This is a genomic window from Flavobacterium calami, assembly GCF_038290035.1.
Lineage (GTDB): Bacteria > Bacteroidota > Bacteroidia > Flavobacteriales > Flavobacteriaceae > Flavobacterium > Flavobacterium calami.
Map to the genome: position 1 here is coordinate 170,088 of NZ_JBBYHS010000008.1, position 22,301 is coordinate 192,388.

Genomic DNA, 22,301 nt, shown 5'->3' on the forward strand with positions numbered 1-22,301 from the left:
AATCATGCAATTGTATACCAAAATAAAATCAGTATTTGCGCTCCTGTTTATTCTAACGGGATCCGCAGCAATAGCGCAAGACATTGTTGTTCACGATCCGGTTGTCATCAAACAAAAAGACACTTATTATTTATATTGTACCGGAAACGGAATCAGTGTTTTTAGCTCAAAAGATTTAAAAAAATGGGATAAACAGCCACAGGTTTTCAAAGACAAACCTGTTTGGGCAGATGATGTTGCATCCGATTTTAAAAATCACATTTGGGCACCGGACATTTCGTTTCATAACAATATGTATTACCTGTATTATTCGGTTTCGGCTTTCGCCAAAAATACTTCGGCGATTGGTGTGGCGACCAATACAACATTAGATCCATCTGATAAAAATTACAAATGGGTAGATCAGGGAATTGTAATTCAGTCACAACCCAATCGTGATATGTGGAATGCCATTGACCCGAATTTAATTTTTGATGAAAACAATACGCCATGGCTTTCATTTGGTTCTTTTTGGGAAGGGCTAAAACTGGTAAAATTAAATCCGGATTTAAAATCGATTGCACAGCCTCAGGAATGGCACACGATTTCGAAACGTAAAAGAAGCTTTGAATTAGCAGATTCTGATCCCGGCGACGGCGCGCTTGAAGCTCCTTTTATTTTTAAGAAAAATGGTTATTACTATCAATTTCTTTCCTGGGATTTATGCTGTCGCGGAGAAAAAAGCACTTATAAAGTAGTAGTGGGAAGATCTAAAAATGTCACAGGACCTTATGTTGATAAAGAGGGAAAATCTTTAAACCAGGGTGGAGGAAGTCTAGTGGTTCAGGGCGACGAAAACTACTTTGGCGCAGGCCATAACAGCGCATACACTTTTGATAGAAAAGATTATATTTTTTACCATGCATACGAAAAGAAAACGAACGGAACGCCAAGATTAGTAGTCAAAGAAATGCAATGGGATAGTGACTTATGGCCTGTTTTAAAATAAGAATAAAATATTGAAAGTCTGAATTCCTCACAAATAAATTAAATTCAAACAAACACGTATAACATGCAAACAAACATATTAAAAAACCTCGCACTTTCAGCCGTTGTTTTGGTAAGTGTCGCTTCCTGTACAGATAAAAAAGCAGCAAAAGAGTTGTCTAAAGAACAACTGACTACTACAAAAACAACCTTAACCAACAAACCTATTGTGTTGCAACGAGCAGATCCTTTTATCTACAAGCATACAGATGGGTATTACTATTTTACTGGGTCAGTACCAACCTACGATGCTATCGAGTTAAGACGGGCAAAGTCTATTGATGAACTTCAAAATGCTGAAACCTTCAGAGTATGGGAAAAACATAAAAGCGGACCAATGAGCCGTCATGTCTGGGCTCCGGAAATTCATTATTTAGATGGAAAATGGTACGTGTATTTTGCAGCAAGCGAAGAAGACGATATTTGGAAATTAAGACCTTATGTTTTGGAGTGTACAGGTCAGGATCCTTTACATGACAAGTGGGTTGAACTTGGGCAAATGCAGGCAGCTGACGCAGATCCAAAAAGCTTTACCGATTTTTCTCTGGACGGAACTGTATTTGAGCATAAAAATAAACGCTATTTCTGTTGGGCAGAAAAAACAGGTGGGCAGTTTGCAGCTTCTAATTTGTATTTAGCCGAAATGGAATCACCCATAAAACTAAAAACAGTTCAATTCATGCTAACGACTCCGGATTATGATTGGGAACGCATAGGTTTTTGGGTAAATGAAGGTCCTGCAGTTATTAAAAACAAAGGGAAAATTTACATTACTTTTTCGGCAAGTGCTACTGGTGCCTGTTACACTATCGGAATGATGGAAGCAGATGAAAATGCTGATTTACTAGATAGAAATTCCTGGAAAAAATCCAGATATCCAGTATTAAAAACCAATGAAGCAAAAAAGATTTATGGGCCAGGGCATAACTCCTTCACAGTTGATGAAAACGGAGAACCATTACTAATTTATCATGCAAGGGATTACGAAAAAGCTGTTGGTGATCCAAAAGTTGTGCCTGTGACAGATAAAAGACCTTTGAAAGAAATTATTGCAGATCCGTTATACGATCCTAATCGTCATGCGAGAATGATGAAAGTAAAATTTGATGAAAACGGTACACCAATATTCAAATTTAATTAAAATGTTCAAATAGTAAGGATGAGAATTCTTTTGCAGCTTCAGCCAAAATAGCCCTAAAGAAACTCATTTTAAGCTGAAAGGCAATCAAATTCAGTACACTTTTTAAGCGTATTGAGTTACTGTTTTGAAAATAAAGATGAAATAATCGCAACGGAATAAATGTATAATTAACGTTTGTTTTTTGTTTTCAACTTAAATCATTGTTTTGATGCATTATCTGTAAAAAACAACAAGCTAATTTTTATTAAGTGTTTTTTGTACACTTATAAATTAATTATATTATATTTGTCATCATAAAATGAATTTCGAAATGAAAAATTACGTTATAGGATTAGATTACGGAACAGATTCTGTTCGTGCGGTGCTAATAGATACTGAAAATGGTCAGGAATTGGCATCCAGTGTTTCTCATTACAAAAGATGGAAGAATAAGCAATATTGCGATGCATCGATCAATCAGTTTCGTCAGCACCCTTTGGATCATATTGAAGGATTAGAAATAACTATTCAGACTGTTATTAAAGAAAGTAAAGTAGATCCTTCACAGGTACGCGGAATTTGCATCGACACAACAGGATCTTCTCCGGTGCCGGTAACAAAAGACGGAACTCCATTGGCTTTGACAAAAGGTTTTGAGGAAAATCCAAATGCGATGATGGTGTTGTGGAAAGATCATACGGCTATCAGTGAAGCAAACGAAATCAACGAACTGGCCGTAAGCTGGGGCGGAGAAAATGTTACTAAATATGTGGGCGGAATTTATTCATCAGAATGGTTCTGGGCAAAAATCCTGCACATTGCAAGAGAAGATGAAGCAGTTCGAAATGCAGCACATACCTGGATGGAACATTGCGATTTGATGACGTATTTGTTAATTGAAGATAAAGATTTAAAAACATTCAAAAGAAGCCGTTGTGCAGCAGGACACAAAGCCATGTGGCACGACGACTGGAACGGCCTTCCTCCTGTTGAATTCTTAGAAAAACTACATCCGTATTTAGCTGCGCTTCGTGGCAATTTATACGATGAAACCTATACTTCAGATTTAGTTGCCGGAAAATTAAGCAAAGAATGGGCAGATCGTTTAGGACTTACGACCGATACGGTTGTGGCAGTAGGAACTTTTGATGCACATTCAGGAGCTGTTGGAGCTAAAATTGGCGAAAATACTTTGGTTCGTGTAATGGGAACTTCAACCTGCGATATTCTGGTTGGTTCTTATGATGAGGTTGGTATCAAAACCGTTCGCGGAATCTGCGGACAGGTTGACGGATCTGTGATTCCGGGTTATATTGGTCTTGAGGCAGGTCAATCTGCTTTTGGCGATTTATTAGCATGGTATAAAGAATTGCTGATGTGGCCAACCGAACAATTATTAGGTTCTTCATCAATTTTAAATGACGCTCAAAAAGAACAATTAAGAGAAGAATTCAGCGACAAATTAATTGTAGAATTAACAAAAGAAGCTGAAAAGATTCCATTGTCTGAAAGTGTACCAACGGCTTTAGACTGGATCAACGGACGCCGAACTCCGGATGCGAATCAGGAAGTAAAAAGCGCCATTTCAAACTTATCTCTAGGATCAAAAGCGCCTCATATTTTTAAAGCTTTAGTAAACGCAATCTGTTTTGGATCTAAAAAAATCGTGGATCGTTTTGAAGAAGAAGGTGTAAAAATTGACAGCGTGATCGGTATCGGTGGTGTTGCCAGAAAATCTCCTTTTATCATGCAGACTTTGGCCAACGTTTTAAACAAGCCAATAAAAGTAGCCTTATCAGATCAGGCACCTGCCTTGGGAGCCGCAATTTATGCAGCTGTAGCCTCTGGAATTTATCCAAATGTAATTGAAGCCAGTCAAAAAATGGGAAGTCCTTTTGAAAGTGAATACACACCAGAACTTGACAAAGTAGCTGCTTACAACAAATTACTTTTAGCTTATGATCAATTAAGTTCTTATGCTGATCCATCTATTAAATTATCCTAAATAATGAGTTCAATTTATAAAGATTTAAAACAAGAATGCTACGAAGCCAATATGCAGTTAAATGCATTGAATCTGGTAGTATATACTTTTGGAAATGTAAGTGCTGTGGATAGAAAAAATGGTGTTTTTGCCATTAAGCCAAGCGGTGTTCCTTATGAAGATTTAAAGCCGGAAGATATTGTGATTGTTGATTTTGACAATAACATTATCGAAGGAACGATGCGTCCGTCATCAGACACTAAAACGCATGCTTATTTATACAAAAACTGGCCAAATATTGGAGGAGTAGCGCATACACACGCAACGTATTCAGTGGCCTGGGCACAATCTCAACAGGATATTCCAATTTTTGGGACAACACATGCAGACCATTTAACGGCTGATATTCCGTGTGCTCCGCCAATGGCTGATTCGCTTATCGAAGGGAACTACGAACACAATACCGGAATTCAGATTCTGGATTGTTTCAAAGAAAAAAACCTTTCGTACGAAGAAGTAGAAATGGTTTTAATTGGAAACCACGGTCCGTTTGCCTGGGGAAAAAATGCTGCAAAAGCGGTTTACAACAGCAAAGTTTTAGAAGTCGTAGCCGAAATGGCATACCTGACTTTGCAAATAAACCCGAACGCACCAAGACTGAAAGATTCATTAATAAAGAAACATTACAACCGTAAACACGGAAAAGATTCGTATTACGGACAATAATTGTTTAATTGGTGGATCGGTAAATTGTTTAATCGATTCGCAGTACACAATTAAACAATCCAATAAATAAACGGTTAAACAATTTAACAAATAAACGATTAAACAAAATGATAGATATCTCTCAAAAAGAAGTATGGTTTGTAGTAGGAAGCCAGGAATTATACGGTGAAGAAACACTAAGAAAAGTAGCAGAACATTCGCAAATAATTGCAAAAGGATTAGATGCTTCATCTCATATACCGGTAAAAGTAGTTTATAAAGATGTAGTAAAATCACCGGATCAGATCTTAGATGTATGTCTGGCAGCAAACACAACCAAAAACTGTATCGGGGTTATTACCTGGATGCATACTTTTTCACCTGCAAAAATGTGGATTGGCGGTTTAAGAATTCTTAAAAAACCATTATGTCATTTGCACACACAATACAACGCTGAAATTCCATGGGGTTCTATCGACATGGATTTCATGAATTTGAACCAATCGGCTCACGGAGATCGTGAATTTGGTTTTATGATGTCCAGAATGCGTAAAAAACGCAAAGTGGTTGTTGGTCACTGGGAAGATGAAAGAGTACATAAAAAAGTAGGTGTATGGTCAAGAGTAGCTTTAGGATGGGATGAACTTCAAAACCTGAAAGTAGCCCGTATTGGAGACAATATGCGTGAAGTTGCCGTTACAGACGGCGATAAAGTAGAGGCTCAGATTCGTTTCGGAATGTCAGTTAACGGATATGATTCTTCAGATGTTACCAAACATATCGAAAAAGTAACAGACAAAGAATTAAATGATTTATTAGCTGTTTACGAGCAATCATACAACTTAACTGATTCTTTAAAAGAAGGCGGAGCACAAAGAAGTTCATTAGTTGAAGCAGCAAAAATCGAATTAGGATTAAGAGCTTTCCTTGAAGAAGGTGGTTTTGGAGCTTTTACAGATACGTTTGAAAACCTTGGAGCCTGGAAACAATTGCCGGGAATCGCTACACAAAGATTAATGGCCGATGGTTATGGTTTTGGAGGAGAAGGTGACTGGAAAACGGCAGCTATGGTGAGAGCGTTAAAAGTAATGAATATTGGTCTTGAAGGAGGAACTTCTTTCATGGAAGATTACACCTACCACTTTACACCTCAAAAATCATACGTTTTAGGATCACACATGTTGGAAATCTGTCCTTCTATTGCAGACGGAAAAGCTTCTTGTGAAGTGCATCCATTAGGAATCGGTGGAAAAGAAGATCCTGCTCGTTTGGTATTTAACTCACCAGCGGGAGAAGCAATCAATGTTTCTTTAGTGGATATGGGGAACCGTTTCCGTTTAATTGTAAACGAAGTGGTAGCTGTGAAACCAATGGCTGAATTACCAAAACTTCCTGTGGCACGTGTATTATGGGATTGTAAACCAAATCTGGATATTGCAGCTACAGCATGGATTTTGGCAGGAGGAGCACATCATACCGTATACAGTCAGGCAGTTACAACAGAGTTTATGGAAGACTTTGCTGATATCGCCGGAATTGAATTAGTGGTTATTGATGAGAAAACAACGATTAGAGATTTCAAAGATAAACTTAACGCCAACGAAGCGTATTACCATACGTTTCAACACGGATTGTAATATATAAGTCCAAAGTCTAATGTCGTAAAGTCTAAAGTACCAATGTTAATGAATGAAACCTTGGTAAATTTTGTAACTTTCGACATTAGATTTTTGACTTTAAGACTTTTGACTTTAAGACTTTTGACTTTAAGACTTTTGACTTTACAACTTTAAACCAAAAAAATTATGAATGTATTAAAACGTTGTGCTTTCGGAATTATGATTATCGGTTTGGCGTCTCTTTCTGTTCAATGTAAAAGCGATAAAAAAATGGATGCAAACACAACTCAAGAAGCTAAAGATTCTGTAACAATTGTAAAATCAGATTACGGAACAACTCCAAAAGGAGAAAAAATTGAAAGCTACAAGCTGAAAAATCAAAACGGAATGGAGGTAGATATCATCACTTTTGGTGGTATTATTACTGAATTAAAAGTTCCAAATAAAGATGGGGTTTCTGAAAATGTGGTTATCGGATTCAATTCTTTGGAACAATACATGAAACCAAACCCATTTTTTGGAGCACTTATTGGAAGATACGGAAACCGAATTGCAAAAGGTAAATTTTCATTAGACGGAAAAGAATATACTTTGGCGATCAATAACACACCAAATGCTTTACACGGAGGTCCTGAAGGTTTTTTTAGAGCGGTATGGAAAGCTGATGAGGTTAAATCAGGTGATACTGCTTCATTAAAATTATCTTATTTGAGTAAAGATATGGAAGAAGGATATCCTGGGAATTTACAGGTTTTTGTTACGTATACATTAACAAAAAACAACGAACTTGAAGTGCTTTACGAAGCTACAACAGATAAGAAAACAGTTGTGAATTTAACGCAGCATTCTTACTTCAATTTATCAGGAGATTTCTCTAAAACAATTTTAGATCACGAAATTACTTTGAATGCAGATAAAATTGTTCCTGTAGATGCCACTTTAATTCCAACCGGAAAACTGGAGGATGTTGCCAATACGCCTTTCGATTTCAGAAAACCAAAATTAATCGGGAAAGAAATCGATGCTAAAAACGAGCAGTTAGAAAGAGGAAAAGGTTACGACCATTGCTGGGTACTGAACAATCCTGAAAAAGGCAAAACAGTTATCGCAACGGCTTATCATCCTGCAAGCGGAAGAGTGTTAGAAATAACTACAGATGAACCTGGAATTCAGTTCTATTCAGGAAATTTTCTTGACGGAACGTTACCAAATCCAAAAGGAGGAACTTTTGCTCACAGAACTGGTTTTTGTTTAGAAACACAACACTATCCAGATTCTCCAAACCAAAAAGACTTTCCAACGACAGTCTTAAACCCGGGAGAAAATTACAAAACGAAAACTACCTTTAAGTTTTCAGTTAAAAAATAAGTTTAAATAAGTTTTTAGTTTAGTTCTCTAAAACCTCGAAAGTTGTGACTTCGAGGTTTTTTTGTTTAGTAACATTCAGAGAAACCCATTAAAATTGTTTTAAATTTGATAGAGAATATTATTACCCCATAAAATCAATTTTTAAACTCTTTTTTTAATTAAATTTTAGAAAATGACAATAGAATCGAAATTTAAACCTTTCTAAAACAAGCGGAAGAAAATATTCTTTTAGAGCTTTATAATAAGTCTTATAAAAACTTAGAAGAACTCAAGTTAAAGTTGATAAATATTCTGTCTATTTGGCTTTTATAATACTTCTATTCTTTATTTCAACGAATTTAGAAATAGACACTTTGCAAATTGGACCAATTTTAATAAAAAACACTAAAGCAACTTAATTATGAGTTGCTTTTTTTTTGTTAATTGTGGTTAAATTTAATTTATGTCATTCAAACATCTCTTCAAAGCAAACCTAAACTGGACTTCAAAACAAAATCCAGCAGAAACCACTTCAAAAATTTACAGTAGAACACATCAAATTAAAATCAAAGGAAAACCAATTTTAGACGTTTCTGCTGCAAAAGCTTTCAAGGGAGATCCTCAATTATATAATCCGGAAGATTTGCTTTTGAGCAGTCTGGTTGCGTGTCACATGATGTCGTACTTGTATGTATGCTCACAAAACGGAATCGAAGTTTTAGAATACACAGACAATGCCGAAGCTACACTTGAAGTTTCTGCTGATGGAAGCGGACGGTTTACAGAAGTTCGTCTGTATCCAAAAGTTAAAATTGTAAATACGGATCAAATAGAATTGGCTTTAGAACTTCATAAAAAAGCCAATCAGTTGTGCTTTATTGCGAACTCATGTAGCTTTCCGGTTTTGCATAATGCCTCTTGTGAGGGAGCATAAAAAAGGCGGAATTTCTTCCGCCCTTTTTGCCCCAAATTTACCACATACAATACCTACTAATGTCATGGTCTACCAAATGTATGGCGATATATTTTCTGTTTCAAATATTCCGGATTAAAAACATATTAATCCGATTAAGTGACTGAATTTTAATTTGTTGAAGTTTTTAAAATAAAAAAGGTGAGATTTCTCCCACCTTTTTTGCCCCAAATCTACCATAAACTTAACCTACTAATGTTATGGTTCTTCAAAGATATATCAGCATTGCACTTTTGCCAAACAAATAGGATGAACGGCAAAAAAAGTCGATGAAATGCATTTTTTAACTTTTTTTTAGTAAGCTCTTGCGTTTTTTCCTTCATAAAAGTTCATAAATGCCCTGTTCACAACCCTGTTTCCGCCTGGTGTTGGATAGTCTCCTGTGAAGTACCAGTCTCCTAAATTTTTTGGACAGGCAATATGCAAATCTTCCACTTTTTGAAAAATAATCTTAACCTCGGCATTAATTTCTGGTGAGCTTAACATTTCAGCTATTTTGTCTGAAATTTCTTCAGGAGTAAAAGGATCGTAGATTGCCGTAACATAATTTACAACATCAGTATCTGCATAATTCTCCTGCGCTTTACATTTAGTGTAAACTTCGTCAACGATATGATATAAATTTCTTTCTTTCAATAGTTCCAAAGCAGCCCTAAAAGCAACAAGACCTTCCAGTTTAGCCATATCAATTCCGTAACAGTCCGGATAACGGATTTGTGGCGCTGAAGATACGATAACAATACGTTTTGGATTTAAACGATCCATCATTTTGATAATACTCATTTTAAGAGTCGTACCACGAACAATACTGTCATCTATAATAACCAGGTTATCATTTGGTTTGATTACGCCGTAAGTAACATCATAAACGTGAGCAACTAAATCGTCTCGACTGCTGTCTTCTGTAATAAAGGTTCTGAGTTTAGCGTCTTTAATAGCAACTTTCTCCGTACGTATTTTTACAGCTAAAAGCTCCTGAAGCGTTTCGGCAGTTAGTGTATTTCTATTGGCAATGATGTAATCGTTCTTGCGCTGGTTAAGGAAATCCTGCGCTGCTTCGACCATTCCGTAAAAAGAAGTTTCTGCCGTATTTGGAATATATGAAAATACAGTATTGTCTGTATCATTGTCAATCGATTTTAGAACGGCAGGCAAAACTAGTTTTCCCAGATTTTTACGTTCCTGATAAATTTCGGCATCGCTCCCTCTTGAAAAATAAATTCTTTCAAAAGAACAGGCTTTTTTAACCGTAGGCTCCAAAATCTGGTTCATGGTAAGTTTACCGCTTTTCTTGATAATTAAAGCATTCCCAGGCTCAATTTCCTGAACACTTTCAAACGGAACATTAAATACAGTTTGAATCACAGGTCTTTCAGAAGCTACAACAATCACTTCGTCATCCTGATAGTAGTATGCAGGACGAATTCCGGCAGGATCTCTAAAAACAAAAGCGTCTCCATGACCTAATAAACCAGCCATAGCGTAACCTCCGTCTAAGTTTTTGGCAGAGCGTGTTAATATTTTAGCAAGGTCCAGACGTTCTGCAATGACCGGAGAAGCCTCTCTTTTGGAGTAGCCTTCGGCTTTACAGTCCTGATACAGCTGCATTACTTCTTTATCTAAAAAATGACCAATTTTTTCCATTACAGTAACGGTATCGGCCATTTCTTTTGGATGTTGTCCTAATTCAACCAAATTTTGAAAAAGTTCTTTAACATTGGTCATATTAAAGTTTCCTGCCAAAATCAGGTTACGGTGCATCCAGTTGCTTTGACGCAAAAACGGGTGAACACTTTCGATGCTGTTTTTTCCGAAAGTTCCATAACGAACGTGTCCTAAATACAATTCTCCGATATAAGGAATACTTGCTTTTAGTTCCTTCATGTCGTCACCAAGTTCAGGATTCGCTTTTAATTCCTCGCTGATACGCTCATTGATTTGTTTAAAAACATCCTGTATGGGCTGCGAATGATTGGAACGCACCCTGCTTATGTAGCGCTGTCCCGGCTCAACATCAAATTTGATGCTGGCAAAACCGGCACCATCCTGACCACGGTTATGCTGTTTTTCCATCATCAGATACATTTTCTGAATTCCGTAAAAAGCAGTTCCGTATTTTTCTTTGTAATATTCAAGCGGTTTAAGAAGTCTGACTAAGGCTATACCACATTCGTGTTTTAAAGCGTCGCTCATTGTGTTTTGTATTTGTGTTGTTGTAAGTTGTGTGTATTAACGTAATAAAAAAGCCCCGTTTTATCGAGGCTCTTAGGCATTATATTTCTATGTCAAACTGAGTTAACGACTTAAATTGCTGTAATCGAATCGCTACTTCTGCTTTGCTCAATGTTTCCATCCTCTCGGTTCCAAATTTCTCTACACAGAATGAAGCCAAATTTGAACCGTAAATAATTGCGTTTTTCATGTTTCCAAATGAAATGTTTTCGCTTTGCGCAATAAATCCGGAGAATCCGCCTGCGAAAGTATCTCCCGCTCCGGTTGGATCAAAAACTTCTTCCAGCGGTAAAGCCGGTGCAAAGAATACTTCTCTGTTATGGAATAAAAGCGCGCCGTGTTCTCCTTTTTTGATCACCACATATTTTGGTCCCAATTCCTGAATTTTAGCAGCCGCTTTTACTAATGAATATTCACCTGATAATTGTCTTGCTTCTTCGTCATTGATTGTGATAACATCTACACGTTTGATCACGTCTAGTAATTCAGGAAGAGCGCAGTCCATCCAGAAGTTCATGGTGTCTAAAACCACTAATTTTGGTTTTTTCTCCATTTGATCCAAAACACTGCTTTGTACTAATGGGTGCAAGTTCCCTAGCATTACCACATCAGCATCTTTGAAGTTTTGAGGAACTTTTGGCTGAAAATCTGCCAAAACGTTCAACTCAGTTACCAAAGTATCTCTTGAATTCAGATCGTTGTGGTACAAACCGCTCCAGAAAAAGGTTTTTCCTCCTTTTACAATTTCGATTCCGGAGATGTCGATATTTTTTGAAGTCAGTAAATCTAAATGTTCTTGAGGAAAATCGTCGCCAACTACAGAAACTATGGCCGATTGCAGGTTGAAAAATGAGGCTGATAAACCAATATAAGTTGCAGCACCACCTAATATTTTATCTGTTTTTCCGAAAGGGGTTTCAATCGCGTCGAAAGCAACTGTTCCAACAATCAATAATTTATTCATTTTATGAATTTCGAATTAAGGTGCAAAGATACTTTATAAGTTACAATATTGCAACGGTTTGCAATCTCAAAATTTTCATAAAAAAAAGACAACTATTTCAAAGCAAAACTCTTGTAAATGAATTGTTTAAAATTGGTTTTTTGGAATACTTATAATAGGTTTTCTGGATTTAAAATGCAACTTATATTTTGTAAATGTTTTTAGTAGATTTGTTTATATATAAAATAACTATGAAGAAGATTTTCCTATTATTGTTGTTTTACTTTTTGTTTTCCTGTGAAAAAAAGGAACCAAACTTTTCTGAAAAGATGATTGAAAAATTATCGGTTATGGAAGAATATGAAGATGGACAATTATTGCCTTCTATATATGTGGGCTTGGATTTATATGGTTTGACAAAAAACAATGAAGTTTATGAAACCAACAATCATGAATTATTCTTTTTTTATAAAGAGTATTATTTTAAAAAATTTAAATCCTTTGAAGATTTTTTAAGCGCAGTTCTAAACAAAAATTTTGTTTTGGATAAAGAATTGTTTAAAAAGCGAATTTATCTGGCGAGTTTTAAACTGAACCCAATTATAGAAAAAGAATATTCAGGTTTAGGGTTTGATAAATTTTTAAAAAAATATTCGAAACCATCAATTATAAAAGATGAACTAGAACTGAATAAATCAGTTATAAAAACTGGCGCATATTCGACAATAAAATATTTTTTATTTTTAAATAGATATGATGTTAGCGTTGATTGCTATATCGGCAAAGATTACATTAGAAAAAGAGAAGATTCCTTTAAATAATTTTACACCTGATACTTCTTATCAAAATAATTCTTTAAAACCCCAACCTGAATCAAAATCATCAAAGGAACAATTAAAATAGCATACAGGAAATTTTTAGAAAAATGAATACCTGAGAATACTGTTGCAATTTTATCAGAATATAATTTTCCAATTTCGTCAATTTTAAAATTGCTTTCTGAAACTGAAAAAAGAGAAGTATAAATTACAAGGAAAGCCAAAGCAATTCCAATGGAAATCCATACTGGCTTAGAAATTAATGGTTTGTATGTTTTAAGTTTTTTCTTTTCCAAAATTAGAACTTCAGCCATTATTTTAGAAGTGAAATCTATTGATGGTGACTGCAGTTTTTCTTCAGCCATCATTCTATCAATAAGTTGTTCTATATCTTTATCGCTCTCTCTCATAACATTTTATTATTTCAGGTTCTAACTGCTGTCTCAAAATTACGGCTAATTTCTGTCGGCTTCTAAATAATTTTACCTTGACATTATTAGCATTGATGTTCATGATTTTGCCAATTTCTTCTAAACTCTGATCTTCAAAATAAAATAAAGTCAGCAGGAATTTTTCTTCACTTGGTAACAAATTTAAAGAATTTTGAATGGTTTGTTTTCGCTCCTTTTCTTCTAAAGCACTCAAAGCATTGTCCATCGTTTTAATTAAATGTGCCGAAAATTCATCAATCGAAATGTTTAAATCTTCTTTTTTGTTTTTCTTCAAACGGTCTAAACATGTATTGTAAGCAATTTTATAAATCCATGTCGAAAATTTAGAATCACCTTTAAACTTTGCCAAGGAATTATATATTTTGATAAAAGTGTCCTGAGCAACTTCTTCGGCTTCCTCTCTGTTTTTAACCATTTTCAAGGCCAGAGTAAAAATCATGTCTTTATAACGATCGACCAACACGGCAAATGAACTGGTCTCGCCCTGCAGAATTCTGTCGATATAATGCTGATCATTTAAAGTACTCATATTATATAGGACGACAAATCATCAATTTAGGTTACAGAAAATTTCAATTATTCAAATTGCTTCGCCTGTTCGCTATCGTTCGAGTCCAAATCCCAATTTATATGAACTCTAAAATATTTTCAAATTCTTACTTATCATATATTAAGGTAGAGTTGAAGTTTTTCAAAGTTAAAATTAGTTGATTATGAGTAAGTTTTGGAATTTGAAATTTAAAAAAAATGATTTTTTAGGTTAAGTTGTAACCTGAACTTAAAAGGTGTCGTCCTATGAAGTATCAATCAATTAAAAATATAAAATTATGAATGCAGAAATTTTAATCCCAATCACTTTTTTCCTAATGATATTTGGAATCGTTTATCTTATTTATTCAACGCGAAACAGAGAACGATTAGCACTTATTGAAAAAGGTGTCGATGCCAGTATTTTTTTGGAAGGAAAAGCCAAAGGTGTGCCGGCGTGGAAAGTATTTGTTGTGAATCTGGCTTTCTTATTGATAGGAAGTGGTGTCGGAATATTTATTGCCTTATTAATTACGACTTATACCTCGCTGGAAGATGATGCCGTTTATCCTTCTATTATTTTTATAATGTCCGGAGTTGGATTGTTAATCGGATTTGGAACGGCCAAGGATTTAGATAAAGAGCAATAAAGATTTTAAGTCAGTCTGAAAAACGTATCGGGGTTAGATTTCGATACGTTTTTTATTTTATATCAGTTTAGAGTCGGTTGTTTCATAAAAAGAGTCTACAGAAAGTTTTGGCTGCATGGATGCCATAACGGCCAATTGATCGCAGCGTTCGTTTTGAGGATGGTTGTTGTGACCTTTAATCCATTTAAAATCGACTTGATGTTTGCGGTACACAATTAAAAAACGTTTCCAGAGATCTGCATTCTTTCTTCCGGCAAAACCTTTTTTCTCCCAGCCTAAAACCCATTTTTTCTCGACAGAATCTACAACATATTTAGAATCCGAAATTACAAGGACTTTCATGTTTGGTTTTTTGAGTTTCTCTAAACCTACAATCACAGCCAGAAGTTCCATTCTGTTGTTAGTAGTTAAGCGGAAACCTTCATAGAATTCTTTTTTATGAGGAGTCCCGACCAATTCCATCACGACTCCGTAGCCACCATTTCCCGGATTTCCTTTTGCAGCGCCGTCTGTATATATATGTACTTCGTGATTCATTTAATTTTAGACTTCTTAGAATTTTAGATTATTAGACTTCTTAGGTTGTTGGATTATTAGAGTTTCAGATAAAAGAGAATCTTAAGTTTTTATTTGAAAAATATAAAATCTAAGAAATCTTATGTCTAAGAATTCTAACAATTTAAGCAATTTATTGTTCTAGTATTTTATGAATAATTTCCGGAAAATGTTTTTGTTCCAGTTCATGAATTTTCTCTGCAACAGTTTCAGGCGTGTCTTCGTCGGTTAAAGCCACATTGGCCTGAAAAATTATAGCGCCTTCATCGTAGTTTTCATTTACATAATGAATAGAAATTCCGGTTTCTTTTTCCTTATTATTTACAATTGCTCTGTGGATGTGCATGCCATACATTCCTTTACCTCCGTAATTTGGTAAAAGTGCCGGATGAATATTGATTATTTTATGTGGATATTGCTCAATTATATTTTCAGGGAATTTCAGTAAAAATCCAGCCAAAACTATCAAATCCGGGTCGATTTTTTGTATTTTTTGTAAGACATTACACTCTAAAAGTTCGTTTTTTGAGAAGATTTCGACCGGAATTTGATGATTTTTTGCCCTTTCAATGACTTTTGCATTTGCATTATTGGTAAAGACAGAAACAACCTTTGCGATTTCGGTTTTTTTAAAGTGTGTAATAATATTTTCTGCGTTACTTCCTGAACCTGAGGCAAAAACAACAATTTTTTTCATAATCAAATTTATTTTGAGAATGCAAAAAACGGAATAAAAAATCAAAATAAATAGTATTGAAAGACCTTTCTTGAAATTAATTTTATAAATTAGTGATACATTTATTAACTAAATAGTTGTTTTAAAATAAAGTTTTTTATTTTTGCCAACAAATTAAATTCTAAAATTAAAGATTATGTCAGACATTGCATCAAGAGTAAAAGCGATTATCGTAGACAAATTAGGTGTTGACGAAAACGAGGTTGTAACAGAAGCAAGCTTCACTAATGATTTAGGAGCTGACTCATTAGACACTGTTGAGCTTATTATGGAATTCGAAAAAGAATTTGATATTCAGATTCCAGATGATCAAGCAGAAAACATTGCTACTGTTGGTCAAGCTATTTCTTATATCGAGGAAGCTAAAAAATAATAATATCGCACCCGAATTCTAAAAATTCTCAAAATCTGAATATCCAAATCCCAAGATTGGAATTTGTATTTTAAAAGAATTGGAATTCTGGAAATCGGGTGTTATTATTTTATAAAATTTAATTTCGATTGGTTTTCAATCAAAAGATATATTATATAATGCCCATGGCTCTTAAGTAGAACATACAGTTAAGAAAGCGTGGGTTTTATTTGTTTAAAGATACAAAATACATTTTTATGGCATTAAAGCGAGTTGTTGTTACAGGATTAGGTGCTCTTACTCCTATCGGAAACAATATCCAGGAGTATTGGGATGCACTTATTAATGGAGTTAGCGGTGCTGCCCCAATAACGTATTATGATACAGAAAAGCATAAAACGAAATTTGCCTGCGAAGTGAAAAACTTCAATATCGAAGATTACATGGATCGTAAGGAAGCACGCAGGCTTGATAAGTTTGCTCAGTATGCAATTGCAGCCAGTGATGAAGCTATTAAAGATGCAGGAATTACAAATGATAATGTTAACAAACAAAGAGTTGGTGTTATCTGGGGAGCCGGAATCGGAGGTTTAGAAACTTTTCAGGATGAAGTAATGTATTATGCAAAAGGAGACGGAACACCAAAATTCAACCCTTTCTTTATCCCTAAAATGATTGCCGATATCGCACCTGCGCATATTTCGATGCGTAATGGTTATATGGGCCCTAATTATACTACAGTTTCAGCTTGTGCTTCTTCTGCCAATGCTTTAATTGATGCTTTCAACTATATTCGTTTAGGAATGTGTGATGTAATTGTATCTGGCGGTTCTGAAGCTGCAGTTACTATTGCTGGTATGGGTGGTTTCAGTTCAATGCACGCTTTGTCTACAAGAAATGAAAGCCCGGAAACAGCTTCAAGACCTTTTGATGCAACCAGAGATGGTTTCGTATTAGGTGAAGGAGCAGGAGCTTTGGTTCTTGAAGAGTATGAGCATGCTAAAGCAAGGGGAGCAAAAATTTACTGCGAAATTGGAGGTGGCGGAATGTCTTCAGATGCGTACCACTTAACAGCTCCGCATCCGGAAGGAATTGGAGTTATTGCAGTAATGCAAAATACGTTGAGAGATGCCGGAATGAAACCTGAGGAGGTTGATCATATCAACACCCACGGAACTTCTACTCCTCTTGGAGACGTAGCTGAGCTTAAAGCAATCAGCGCTGTTTTTGGAGATCATGCAAAAACCATTAATATCAATTCAACAAAATCAATGACAGGGCATTTGCTTGGTGCTGCCGGAGCTATTGAGGCAATTGCTTCTATTTTAGCCATGCAGAACAGTATTGTTCCACCGACAATCAATCATAGTGTTGTTGACGAAAATATTGACCCGTCATTAAACCTTACTTTAAATAAACCTCAGAAAAGAGAAGTAAATGTTGCAATGAGTAATACATTTGGTTTTGGAGGTCATAATGCTTGTGTATTGTTTAAAAAACTAGTTGACTAATTTCTGTATATGAATATTATCAAAAAAATATTTAAAAAATCCCGTACTCAAGAAGGCGGGATTTTTTTTGATGATATTCAGAAAATTCTTGGTTTTCAGCCTGTTTCGCTTGAATTTTACAAGAAAGCATTTACACACAGATCCTCTAATAAACAGGACATATTTGGTAATCCGGTTAATTATGAAAGACTGGAATTCTTGGGAGATGCTATGCTGAGTTCTGTGATTGCTGCGCATTTGTATAATGAAGCCCCAAACGGAGATGAGGGTTACCTGACCAAAATGCGTTCTAAAATTGTGAGCAGGGAGCATCTTAATGAACTTGGCAAAGATTTAAATCTGGTTCGTTTTGTCGAAAGCAAAGTTCCGGTTCAGCATTTTGGAGAAAATATACACGGAAATATTTTTGAAGCACTCATAGGTGCTATTTATTTAGACAGGGGATATTCATTTTGTGAAAAGTTTATTCATACCAGAGTTATTATTCCTTATGTGGATATTGCACGACTTGAAGGCAAAGTAATTAGTTATAAAAGTTTGGTTATCGAATGGTGTCAGAAAGAAAAGAAAATTTTTCATTATGATATTTTTGAAGATAACGGAATTGACGGACAACGACTATTTGGAGTGAAACTGAGTATCGACGACAAAATAGTGGCAAGAGCAAGAGCAACTTCAAAAAAGAAAGCAGAAGAGAAAGCGTCACAGCGGGCTTATTTCGCATTTCAGGAAAAAATGGCAAAGAAATAATAGAAAAATGCTGTGATTCCGTAAGGCTATAACGTTTTCGTTTATAAATTAACAAAAACATGCCGTTCTTAACTATTTCTGCTACGATAGAAATAGTATATTTACAACTTGATATTTCATGATATGGCTGTTCATAGATTGGATTTAGACGAATTTGACGAAATTGATTATTATTTAATGGCAATTCATACTCCTCTGGAGGATTATCGATTGGCTTATTTTATCAATAAAAAACTTCCGGTCAACTTAAGTAAGAGCAAAAACGAGATTCATGCTCAGACTAAACAGGGAGAGGCAAATTTTTCAAGATTTTATTATTATGATACCGATAAAGCCCTTTCATGGAACCTGATTCAGAATAAAAATGAAATCATTTCAGTGAGTACGGGTGATTTTCAGAATTTGTTTTCCAGTGAAACAAGTGAGGTTTCTACAACAATTCATTTACTTCCTGAATTCAAAAAAGTAGATTTTTTCCTGAAAATTGACAGCGATGAGGCTATAAATTTTTCAGAGATACAGCAAAAGCTAAATACAATTGAGAGTATTGCGGCTATTTATGCTGTGGATACAAACAAAATAAAATCAAAGAACAATTTAATTTTTTAAAAAAAATGCTAACAAACAAAAAAACTAAAATTGTAGCTACACTTGGGCCTGCATGTAGTACGAGAGAGATTATCAAAGATATGATCGAAGCAGGGGTTAATGTGTTTAGAATCAATTTTTCGCATGCTGATTACGAAGGGGTTAAGGAGAAGATAAATATTATTAGAGGACTAAACGAAGAATTTGGATATACTACTGCAATCCTCGGGGATTTACAGGGACCAAAGCTTAGAGTTGGTGTAATGGAAGAAGGAACTGTAGTAAATGATGGTGACGAAATTACTTTTACTACAGCAGAGGATATTATCGGAAATGCAAAAAAAGCATTCATGAAATATCAAAATTTTCCAAATGATGTAAATGTTGGAGAGCGTATTTTACTTGATGACGGTAAGCTTATTTTTGAAATCGTTTCTACAGATAAAAAAACTGAAGTTGTTGCTAAGGTAATTCAGGGTGGAGAATTAAAATCTAAAAAAGGGGTTAATCTTCCAAATACAAAAATTTCTTTGCCGGCTTTAACTGAAAAAGATATTGCTGATGCAATTTTTGCAATTGAACAAAAAGTAGACTGGATCGCACTTTCATTCGTGAAAACTCCGCGCGATTTACAGGATCTTCAAGAATTAATTGCGAAGCATTCAGACGTTAAAATTCCAATTGTGGCTAAAATTGAGATGCCGGAAGCTCTTGAGAACATGGATAAAATTATTGCATATTGTGATGGTTTAATGGTCGCTCGTGGAGATCTTGGTGTTGAGCTTCCTGCTCACGAAGTACCATTGGTTCAAAAAGATTTGATCCGTAGAGCAAAAACTGCCAGAATTCCGGTTATCGTTGCTACACAAATGATGGAAACAATGATTACAAGTTTAACTCCAACAAGAGCAGAAGTAAACGACGTTGCAAACTCTGTAATGGATGGAGCTGATGCAGTAATGTTATCCGGAGAAACAGCTACAGGAAATTATCCGGTACAGGTGATTCAGAGAATGACCCAAATTTGCGAGGCTGTTGAGGATTCTCCGCTTATTCAGGTTCCACAAAACACACCACAAATTAAAACAAAACGTTTTGTTACTAAAACAGTTTGTCATCAGGCAGCTTTATTGGCTAATGAAATTAAGGCAAAAGCAATTTGTACACTTACAAATAGTGGTTATACTGCTTTCCAGATTTCAGCTTGGAGACCATCTTCTGCTCATATATTAGTGTTTACTTCAAACAGAAGAATTTTAACACAATTAAATTTATTATGGGGAGTTAAATCATTTTTCTATGACAATGAAGAAAGTACAGACGATACCGTTACCGATGTAAATAAAATTGCAGTTCAGAAAGGGTATGCTAAAAAAGGGGATTATTTAATTAACCTTGCGGCAATGCCAATCAAAGATAAAGGAATGGTAAATACCATGAGAGTTTCTGAAATAGAATAGTTTTTATAAAAGTATATATTTGAAAAACCATCCGATTTACCGGATGGTTTTTTGTTTCAATTCTTATGAACTAAGGCCAAAAAAAATCCCGACAAATAAAGATTGATCGGGAATTCTGATTGTAATTCAAAATACGCAAAAACCTATCTTTTCCAGTAAGGCTTAATAATTTTATTTTCTTTATGAATTAAAATTAAGAATAAAATTGTTCCAAGTGTGCAGAAAACAATAGCCTGAATGGATCCTTCAGGGCCAAACTCTCCACCTGTAATAATTTCTGGTCCTTGTATTTTAGCTTCAAATAAACTGTTTGTTTTTTCGTTTCCGGATGTAATAGCGCCAAAGATTCCAGACTGTGTAAAGTTCCAGGCAAAGTGTAAAGCGATTGGGAGCCATAAATTACGGCTGTAAATAAAAGCAGCTCCAAATAAAAACCCAGCCATGATTATGCATATTGATGACAGTAAAGTGCCGTGAGGATTTGCAAGGTGAAAAACACCAAACAGGACTGCTGAAATGGTAAGCGAAATATAGCTTCCCAGTTTTTCTTCCAAAATTCTGAATATAATTCCGCGCACCAGTATTTCTTCTATAATCGCTACTGTAAACATAATCGCAAACGGAATCAGGACGAACGAAACAGGATTGATATTTACGATGCTGTAATTTCCATTTAAATACATTACGAAAATGGTAAGTGATTGTAGGATAACACTTATCAGGATACCCAAAGATATATTTTTGACAATTCCTTTTGTGGAAAATTCAGTTATGATCCTTTTGTCATACTTTTTAAAAAACAGAATATAGCTGAAAATGCAGGCTGATGAAACTAAAAGCCCTTTCAAAAGGTTTCTGTAATCTTTGTCAAGTGGTGTTAATGCAAGCAATCTTGAAAAAAATTGCTGTCCAATTATTACAACTGCCATAAAAACAAGTAAGGCAAGGATCATCTTGGATATTGGGGATTTAAATATTTTTTGTTTTGTAGTAAGGACTTCCATTTAGATTTGGTTTTAAATATTAATTTGAAGCAAAAGTAGATTGCCTTTAAACCAAAAAATAGAATGAAATTTGCCTTCCTTATAATTTTTGAAATTGTTTGGGTAAAAATCCGGTTTGGTTTTTAAAAGTTCTGATAAAGTGACTTTGATCAGCAAAACCGCATTCGAGACTAATTTCGGTTAAATTGCTTTGATTGGACTGAATGAGTGAAATTGACCGGTTTATTTTGATACGGCGCATATATTCACCAAGAGTGCAGCCAAAATATTTAGGAAAGTGTTTGGATATTGTAATAGGATTTAGTTGTAAAACATTTGCCAGATCTTTCAGATTCGGATTTTCATTCCAGCAGTCATTTAATAATTCAGTTAAGCTTTTTACCCAATACGGACTCTTTTCAAATCGTTCTAAATGATGATGTGTTTGGGATAATTGAGAGAAAAGCATCGTTATGTTATCACTCGAAAAAGTATCTGCAGTGAGTGTTTCCTTAAATATTTTGAGAATCAAAAATTTTGTGAGCGTACTATTTTCAATTGATTTTTCGATTATTGCTTCGCTGATTTGAAGCTCTTTTATAAGGGTTTCTTCAATTTCGATATTGATGTTTTTTGAAGGAAAAAGCGTATTCTGATTCAAATGCAATTCGTCGCTGTGATAAAACAACAATGAACCTGCTCCAACAGTTTCGCTAAATTTTTTTCGTTTTTCAGTCGTACCACCTTTCAGGAAAAGTGTAATGTGAGCATTATTATGAGAATGCCAGCCTTCGTAAACTTTGTTTTGATACTCAGTTTCGACCACAGCGATACCTTGTGAGGTATTGAAGATGTTTTTGGTATTGCCTAAATATTTTTCCTTCTCGAGCTCGTACATTAGCGGATGGCTGGTATAATTTAAAGACTAAAATACTATTTATTAAGAAAATAAAATATTAAAAAAAACAT

The 22,301-nt window shown here is 35.0% G+C and carries 22 protein-coding genes; 14 read left to right on the forward strand and 8 right to left on the reverse strand.

Features of this window, described 5'->3' with window-relative positions:
* The first annotated feature begins 4 nt into the window (after positions 1 to 4).
* The 7 genes from AAEO57_RS09110 (at position 5) to AAEO57_RS09140 (ending at position 8,735) form a co-directional block, all read left to right on the forward strand.
* Positions 5 to 988 (forward strand): arabinan endo-1,5-alpha-L-arabinosidase, encoded by a 984-nt coding sequence (locus tag AAEO57_RS09110; RefSeq protein ID WP_341691817.1) that lies wholly within the window; start codon positions 5 to 7, stop codon positions 986 to 988.
* Between the two features lie 63 nt (positions 989 to 1,051).
* Positions 1,052 to 2,167 (forward strand): glycoside hydrolase family 43 protein, encoded by a 1,116-nt coding sequence (locus AAEO57_RS09115; protein WP_341691819.1) that lies wholly within the window; start codon positions 1,052 to 1,054, stop codon positions 2,165 to 2,167.
* Positions 2,168 to 2,477: 310 nt separating this feature from the next.
* On the forward strand, positions 2,478 to 4,151 hold the full coding sequence (locus tag AAEO57_RS09120; RefSeq protein WP_341691821.1) for a ribulokinase: 1,674 nt from the start codon (positions 2,478 to 2,480) through the stop codon (positions 4,149 to 4,151).
* A 3-nt stretch (positions 4,152 to 4,154) separates the two neighbouring features.
* On the forward strand, positions 4,155 to 4,856 hold the full coding sequence (locus AAEO57_RS09125) for an L-ribulose-5-phosphate 4-epimerase (protein ID WP_341691823.1): 702 nt from the start codon (positions 4,155 to 4,157) through the stop codon (positions 4,854 to 4,856).
* Positions 4,857 to 4,963: 107 nt separating this feature from the next.
* Positions 4,964 to 6,472, forward strand: coding sequence for an L-arabinose isomerase (gene araA, locus AAEO57_RS09130; protein ID WP_341691825.1), 1,509 nt, complete (start codon positions 4,964 to 4,966; stop codon positions 6,470 to 6,472).
* A 168-nt stretch (positions 6,473 to 6,640) separates the two neighbouring features.
* A complete protein-coding gene (locus tag AAEO57_RS09135) occupies positions 6,641 to 7,822 on the forward strand; it encodes an aldose epimerase family protein (protein ID WP_341691827.1) in 1,182 nt (393 codons plus the stop codon).
* Positions 7,823 to 8,264: 442 nt separating this feature from the next.
* Positions 8,265 to 8,735, forward strand: coding sequence for an OsmC family protein (locus tag AAEO57_RS09140; RefSeq protein WP_341691829.1), 471 nt, complete (start codon positions 8,265 to 8,267; stop codon positions 8,733 to 8,735).
* A 333-nt stretch (positions 8,736 to 9,068) separates the two neighbouring features.
* Here the strand turns inward: AAEO57_RS09140 and AAEO57_RS09145 are convergent, their stop codons facing one another.
* Both AAEO57_RS09145 and AAEO57_RS09150 read right to left on the reverse strand, forming a co-directional pair.
* Positions 9,069 to 10,967 (reverse strand): amidophosphoribosyltransferase, encoded by a 1,899-nt coding sequence (locus AAEO57_RS09145; protein ID WP_341691831.1) that lies wholly within the window; start codon positions 10,965 to 10,967, stop codon positions 9,069 to 9,071.
* Positions 10,968 to 11,046: 79 nt separating this feature from the next.
* Positions 11,047 to 11,970, reverse strand: coding sequence for a PfkB family carbohydrate kinase (locus AAEO57_RS09150; protein WP_341691833.1), 924 nt, complete (start codon positions 11,968 to 11,970; stop codon positions 11,047 to 11,049).
* A gap of 308 nt (positions 11,971 to 12,278) precedes the next feature.
* Between AAEO57_RS09150 and AAEO57_RS09155 the strand changes: the two genes are divergently transcribed.
* Positions 12,279 to 12,770, forward strand: a complete 492-nt coding sequence (locus AAEO57_RS09155; protein WP_341691835.1) for a hypothetical protein — start codon at positions 12,279 to 12,281, stop codon at positions 12,768 to 12,770.
* A 2-nt stretch (positions 12,771 to 12,772) separates the two neighbouring features.
* Here AAEO57_RS09155 and AAEO57_RS09160 read toward each other — a convergent pair whose 3' ends face one another.
* A complete protein-coding gene (locus AAEO57_RS09160; protein ID WP_341691837.1) occupies positions 12,773 to 13,177 on the reverse strand; it encodes a hypothetical protein in 405 nt (134 codons plus the stop codon).
* Entirely contained in the window at positions 13,161 to 13,748 is a 588-nt protein-coding gene (locus tag AAEO57_RS09165) for an RNA polymerase sigma factor (RefSeq protein ID WP_341691838.1), read from the reverse strand. Before AAEO57_RS09165 ends, AAEO57_RS09160 begins: the two co-directional genes overlap by 17 nt.
* A gap of 298 nt (positions 13,749 to 14,046) precedes the next feature.
* Between AAEO57_RS09165 and AAEO57_RS09170 the strand changes: the two genes are divergently transcribed.
* Complete coding sequence (locus AAEO57_RS09170) at positions 14,047 to 14,397, forward strand: DUF6249 domain-containing protein (RefSeq protein ID WP_341691839.1); 351 nt, start codon at positions 14,047 to 14,049, stop codon at positions 14,395 to 14,397.
* A gap of 57 nt (positions 14,398 to 14,454) precedes the next feature.
* On the opposite strand, the gene rnhA is transcribed toward AAEO57_RS09170, so the two are convergent.
* Together rnhA and purN are read right to left on the reverse strand one after the other, a co-directional pair.
* Positions 14,455 to 14,934 (reverse strand): ribonuclease HI, encoded by a 480-nt coding sequence (gene rnhA / locus AAEO57_RS09175; RefSeq protein ID WP_223681303.1) that lies wholly within the window; start codon positions 14,932 to 14,934, stop codon positions 14,455 to 14,457.
* Positions 14,935 to 15,085: 151 nt separating this feature from the next.
* On the reverse strand, positions 15,086 to 15,649 hold the full coding sequence (gene purN, locus AAEO57_RS09180; RefSeq protein WP_341691840.1) for a phosphoribosylglycinamide formyltransferase: 564 nt from the start codon (positions 15,647 to 15,649) through the stop codon (positions 15,086 to 15,088).
* A gap of 175 nt (positions 15,650 to 15,824) precedes the next feature.
* Here purN and AAEO57_RS09185 point away from each other — a divergent pair, with 175 nt between their 5' ends.
* From AAEO57_RS09185 to pyk, 5 genes are all read left to right on the forward strand, one after another.
* Positions 15,825 to 16,061: an acyl carrier protein gene (locus AAEO57_RS09185; RefSeq protein WP_007137004.1), complete on the forward strand. Its 237-nt coding sequence runs from the start codon at positions 15,825 to 15,827 to the stop codon at positions 16,059 to 16,061.
* 236 nt (positions 16,062 to 16,297) lie between these two features.
* Positions 16,298 to 17,551, forward strand: coding sequence for a beta-ketoacyl-ACP synthase II (fabF, locus tag AAEO57_RS09190; protein ID WP_341691841.1), 1,254 nt, complete (start codon positions 16,298 to 16,300; stop codon positions 17,549 to 17,551).
* A 9-nt stretch (positions 17,552 to 17,560) separates the two neighbouring features.
* Positions 17,561 to 18,301 (forward strand): ribonuclease III, encoded by a 741-nt coding sequence (rnc, locus tag AAEO57_RS09195; protein WP_341691844.1) that lies wholly within the window; start codon positions 17,561 to 17,563, stop codon positions 18,299 to 18,301.
* Between the two features lie 123 nt (positions 18,302 to 18,424).
* Positions 18,425 to 18,910 (forward strand): IPExxxVDY family protein, encoded by a 486-nt coding sequence (locus AAEO57_RS09200; RefSeq protein WP_341691845.1) that lies wholly within the window; start codon positions 18,425 to 18,427, stop codon positions 18,908 to 18,910.
* A gap of 5 nt (positions 18,911 to 18,915) precedes the next feature.
* Positions 18,916 to 20,349, forward strand: a complete 1,434-nt coding sequence (gene pyk / locus AAEO57_RS09205; RefSeq protein ID WP_341691847.1) for a pyruvate kinase — start codon at positions 18,916 to 18,918, stop codon at positions 20,347 to 20,349.
* Positions 20,350 to 20,492: 143 nt separating this feature from the next.
* On the opposite strand, the gene AAEO57_RS09210 is transcribed toward pyk, so the two are convergent.
* Together AAEO57_RS09210 and AAEO57_RS09215 are read right to left on the reverse strand one after the other, a co-directional pair.
* Positions 20,493 to 21,353 (reverse strand): CPBP family intramembrane glutamic endopeptidase, encoded by an 861-nt coding sequence (locus tag AAEO57_RS09210; protein WP_341691849.1) that lies wholly within the window; start codon positions 21,351 to 21,353, stop codon positions 20,493 to 20,495.
* 79 nt (positions 21,354 to 21,432) lie between these two features.
* A complete protein-coding gene (locus AAEO57_RS09215) occupies positions 21,433 to 22,230 on the reverse strand; it encodes a helix-turn-helix domain-containing protein (protein ID WP_341691851.1) in 798 nt (265 codons plus the stop codon).
* Between the last annotated feature and the right edge of the window lie 71 nt (positions 22,231 to 22,301).

Coding starts and splice junctions, on each gene's coding strand:
- AAEO57_RS09110 (WP_341691817.1), top strand. CDS start 5: ATGCAATTGTATACCAAAATAAAATCAGTATTTGCGCTCCTGTTTATT.
- AAEO57_RS09115 (WP_341691819.1), top strand. CDS start 1,052: ATGCAAACAAACATATTAAAAAACCTCGCACTTTCAGCCGTTGTTTTG.
- AAEO57_RS09120 (WP_341691821.1), top strand. CDS start 2,478: ATGAAAAATTACGTTATAGGATTAGATTACGGAACAGATTCTGTTCGT.
- AAEO57_RS09125 (WP_341691823.1), top strand. CDS start 4,155: ATGAGTTCAATTTATAAAGATTTAAAACAAGAATGCTACGAAGCCAAT.
- araA (WP_341691825.1), top strand. CDS start 4,964: ATGATAGATATCTCTCAAAAAGAAGTATGGTTTGTAGTAGGAAGCCAG.
- AAEO57_RS09135 (WP_341691827.1), top strand. CDS start 6,641: ATGAATGTATTAAAACGTTGTGCTTTCGGAATTATGATTATCGGTTTG.
- AAEO57_RS09140 (WP_341691829.1), top strand. CDS start 8,265: ATGTCATTCAAACATCTCTTCAAAGCAAACCTAAACTGGACTTCAAAA.
- AAEO57_RS09145 (WP_341691831.1), bottom strand. CDS start 10,967: ATGAGCGACGCTTTAAAACACGAATGTGGTATAGCCTTAGTCAGACTT.
- AAEO57_RS09150 (WP_341691833.1), bottom strand. CDS start 11,970: ATGAATAAATTATTGATTGTTGGAACAGTTGCTTTCGACGCGATTGAA.
- AAEO57_RS09155 (WP_341691835.1), top strand. CDS start 12,279: ATGATTGAAAAATTATCGGTTATGGAAGAATATGAAGATGGACAATTA.
- AAEO57_RS09160 (WP_341691837.1), bottom strand. CDS start 13,177: ATGAGAGAGAGCGATAAAGATATAGAACAACTTATTGATAGAATGATG.
- AAEO57_RS09165 (WP_341691838.1), bottom strand. CDS start 13,748: ATGAGTACTTTAAATGATCAGCATTATATCGACAGAATTCTGCAGGGC.
- AAEO57_RS09170 (WP_341691839.1), top strand. CDS start 14,047: ATGAATGCAGAAATTTTAATCCCAATCACTTTTTTCCTAATGATATTT.
- rnhA (WP_223681303.1), bottom strand. CDS start 14,934: ATGAATCACGAAGTACATATATATACAGACGGCGCTGCAAAAGGAAAT.
- purN (WP_341691840.1), bottom strand. CDS start 15,649: ATGAAAAAAATTGTTGTTTTTGCCTCAGGTTCAGGAAGTAACGCAGAA.
- AAEO57_RS09185 (WP_007137004.1), top strand. CDS start 15,825: ATGTCAGACATTGCATCAAGAGTAAAAGCGATTATCGTAGACAAATTA.
- fabF (WP_341691841.1), top strand. CDS start 16,298: ATGGCATTAAAGCGAGTTGTTGTTACAGGATTAGGTGCTCTTACTCCT.
- rnc (WP_341691844.1), top strand. CDS start 17,561: ATGAATATTATCAAAAAAATATTTAAAAAATCCCGTACTCAAGAAGGC.
- AAEO57_RS09200 (WP_341691845.1), top strand. CDS start 18,425: ATGGCTGTTCATAGATTGGATTTAGACGAATTTGACGAAATTGATTAT.
- pyk (WP_341691847.1), top strand. CDS start 18,916: ATGCTAACAAACAAAAAAACTAAAATTGTAGCTACACTTGGGCCTGCA.
- AAEO57_RS09210 (WP_341691849.1), bottom strand. CDS start 21,353: ATGGAAGTCCTTACTACAAAACAAAAAATATTTAAATCCCCAATATCC.
- AAEO57_RS09215 (WP_341691851.1), bottom strand. CDS start 22,230: ATGTACGAGCTCGAGAAGGAAAAATATTTAGGCAATACCAAAAACATC.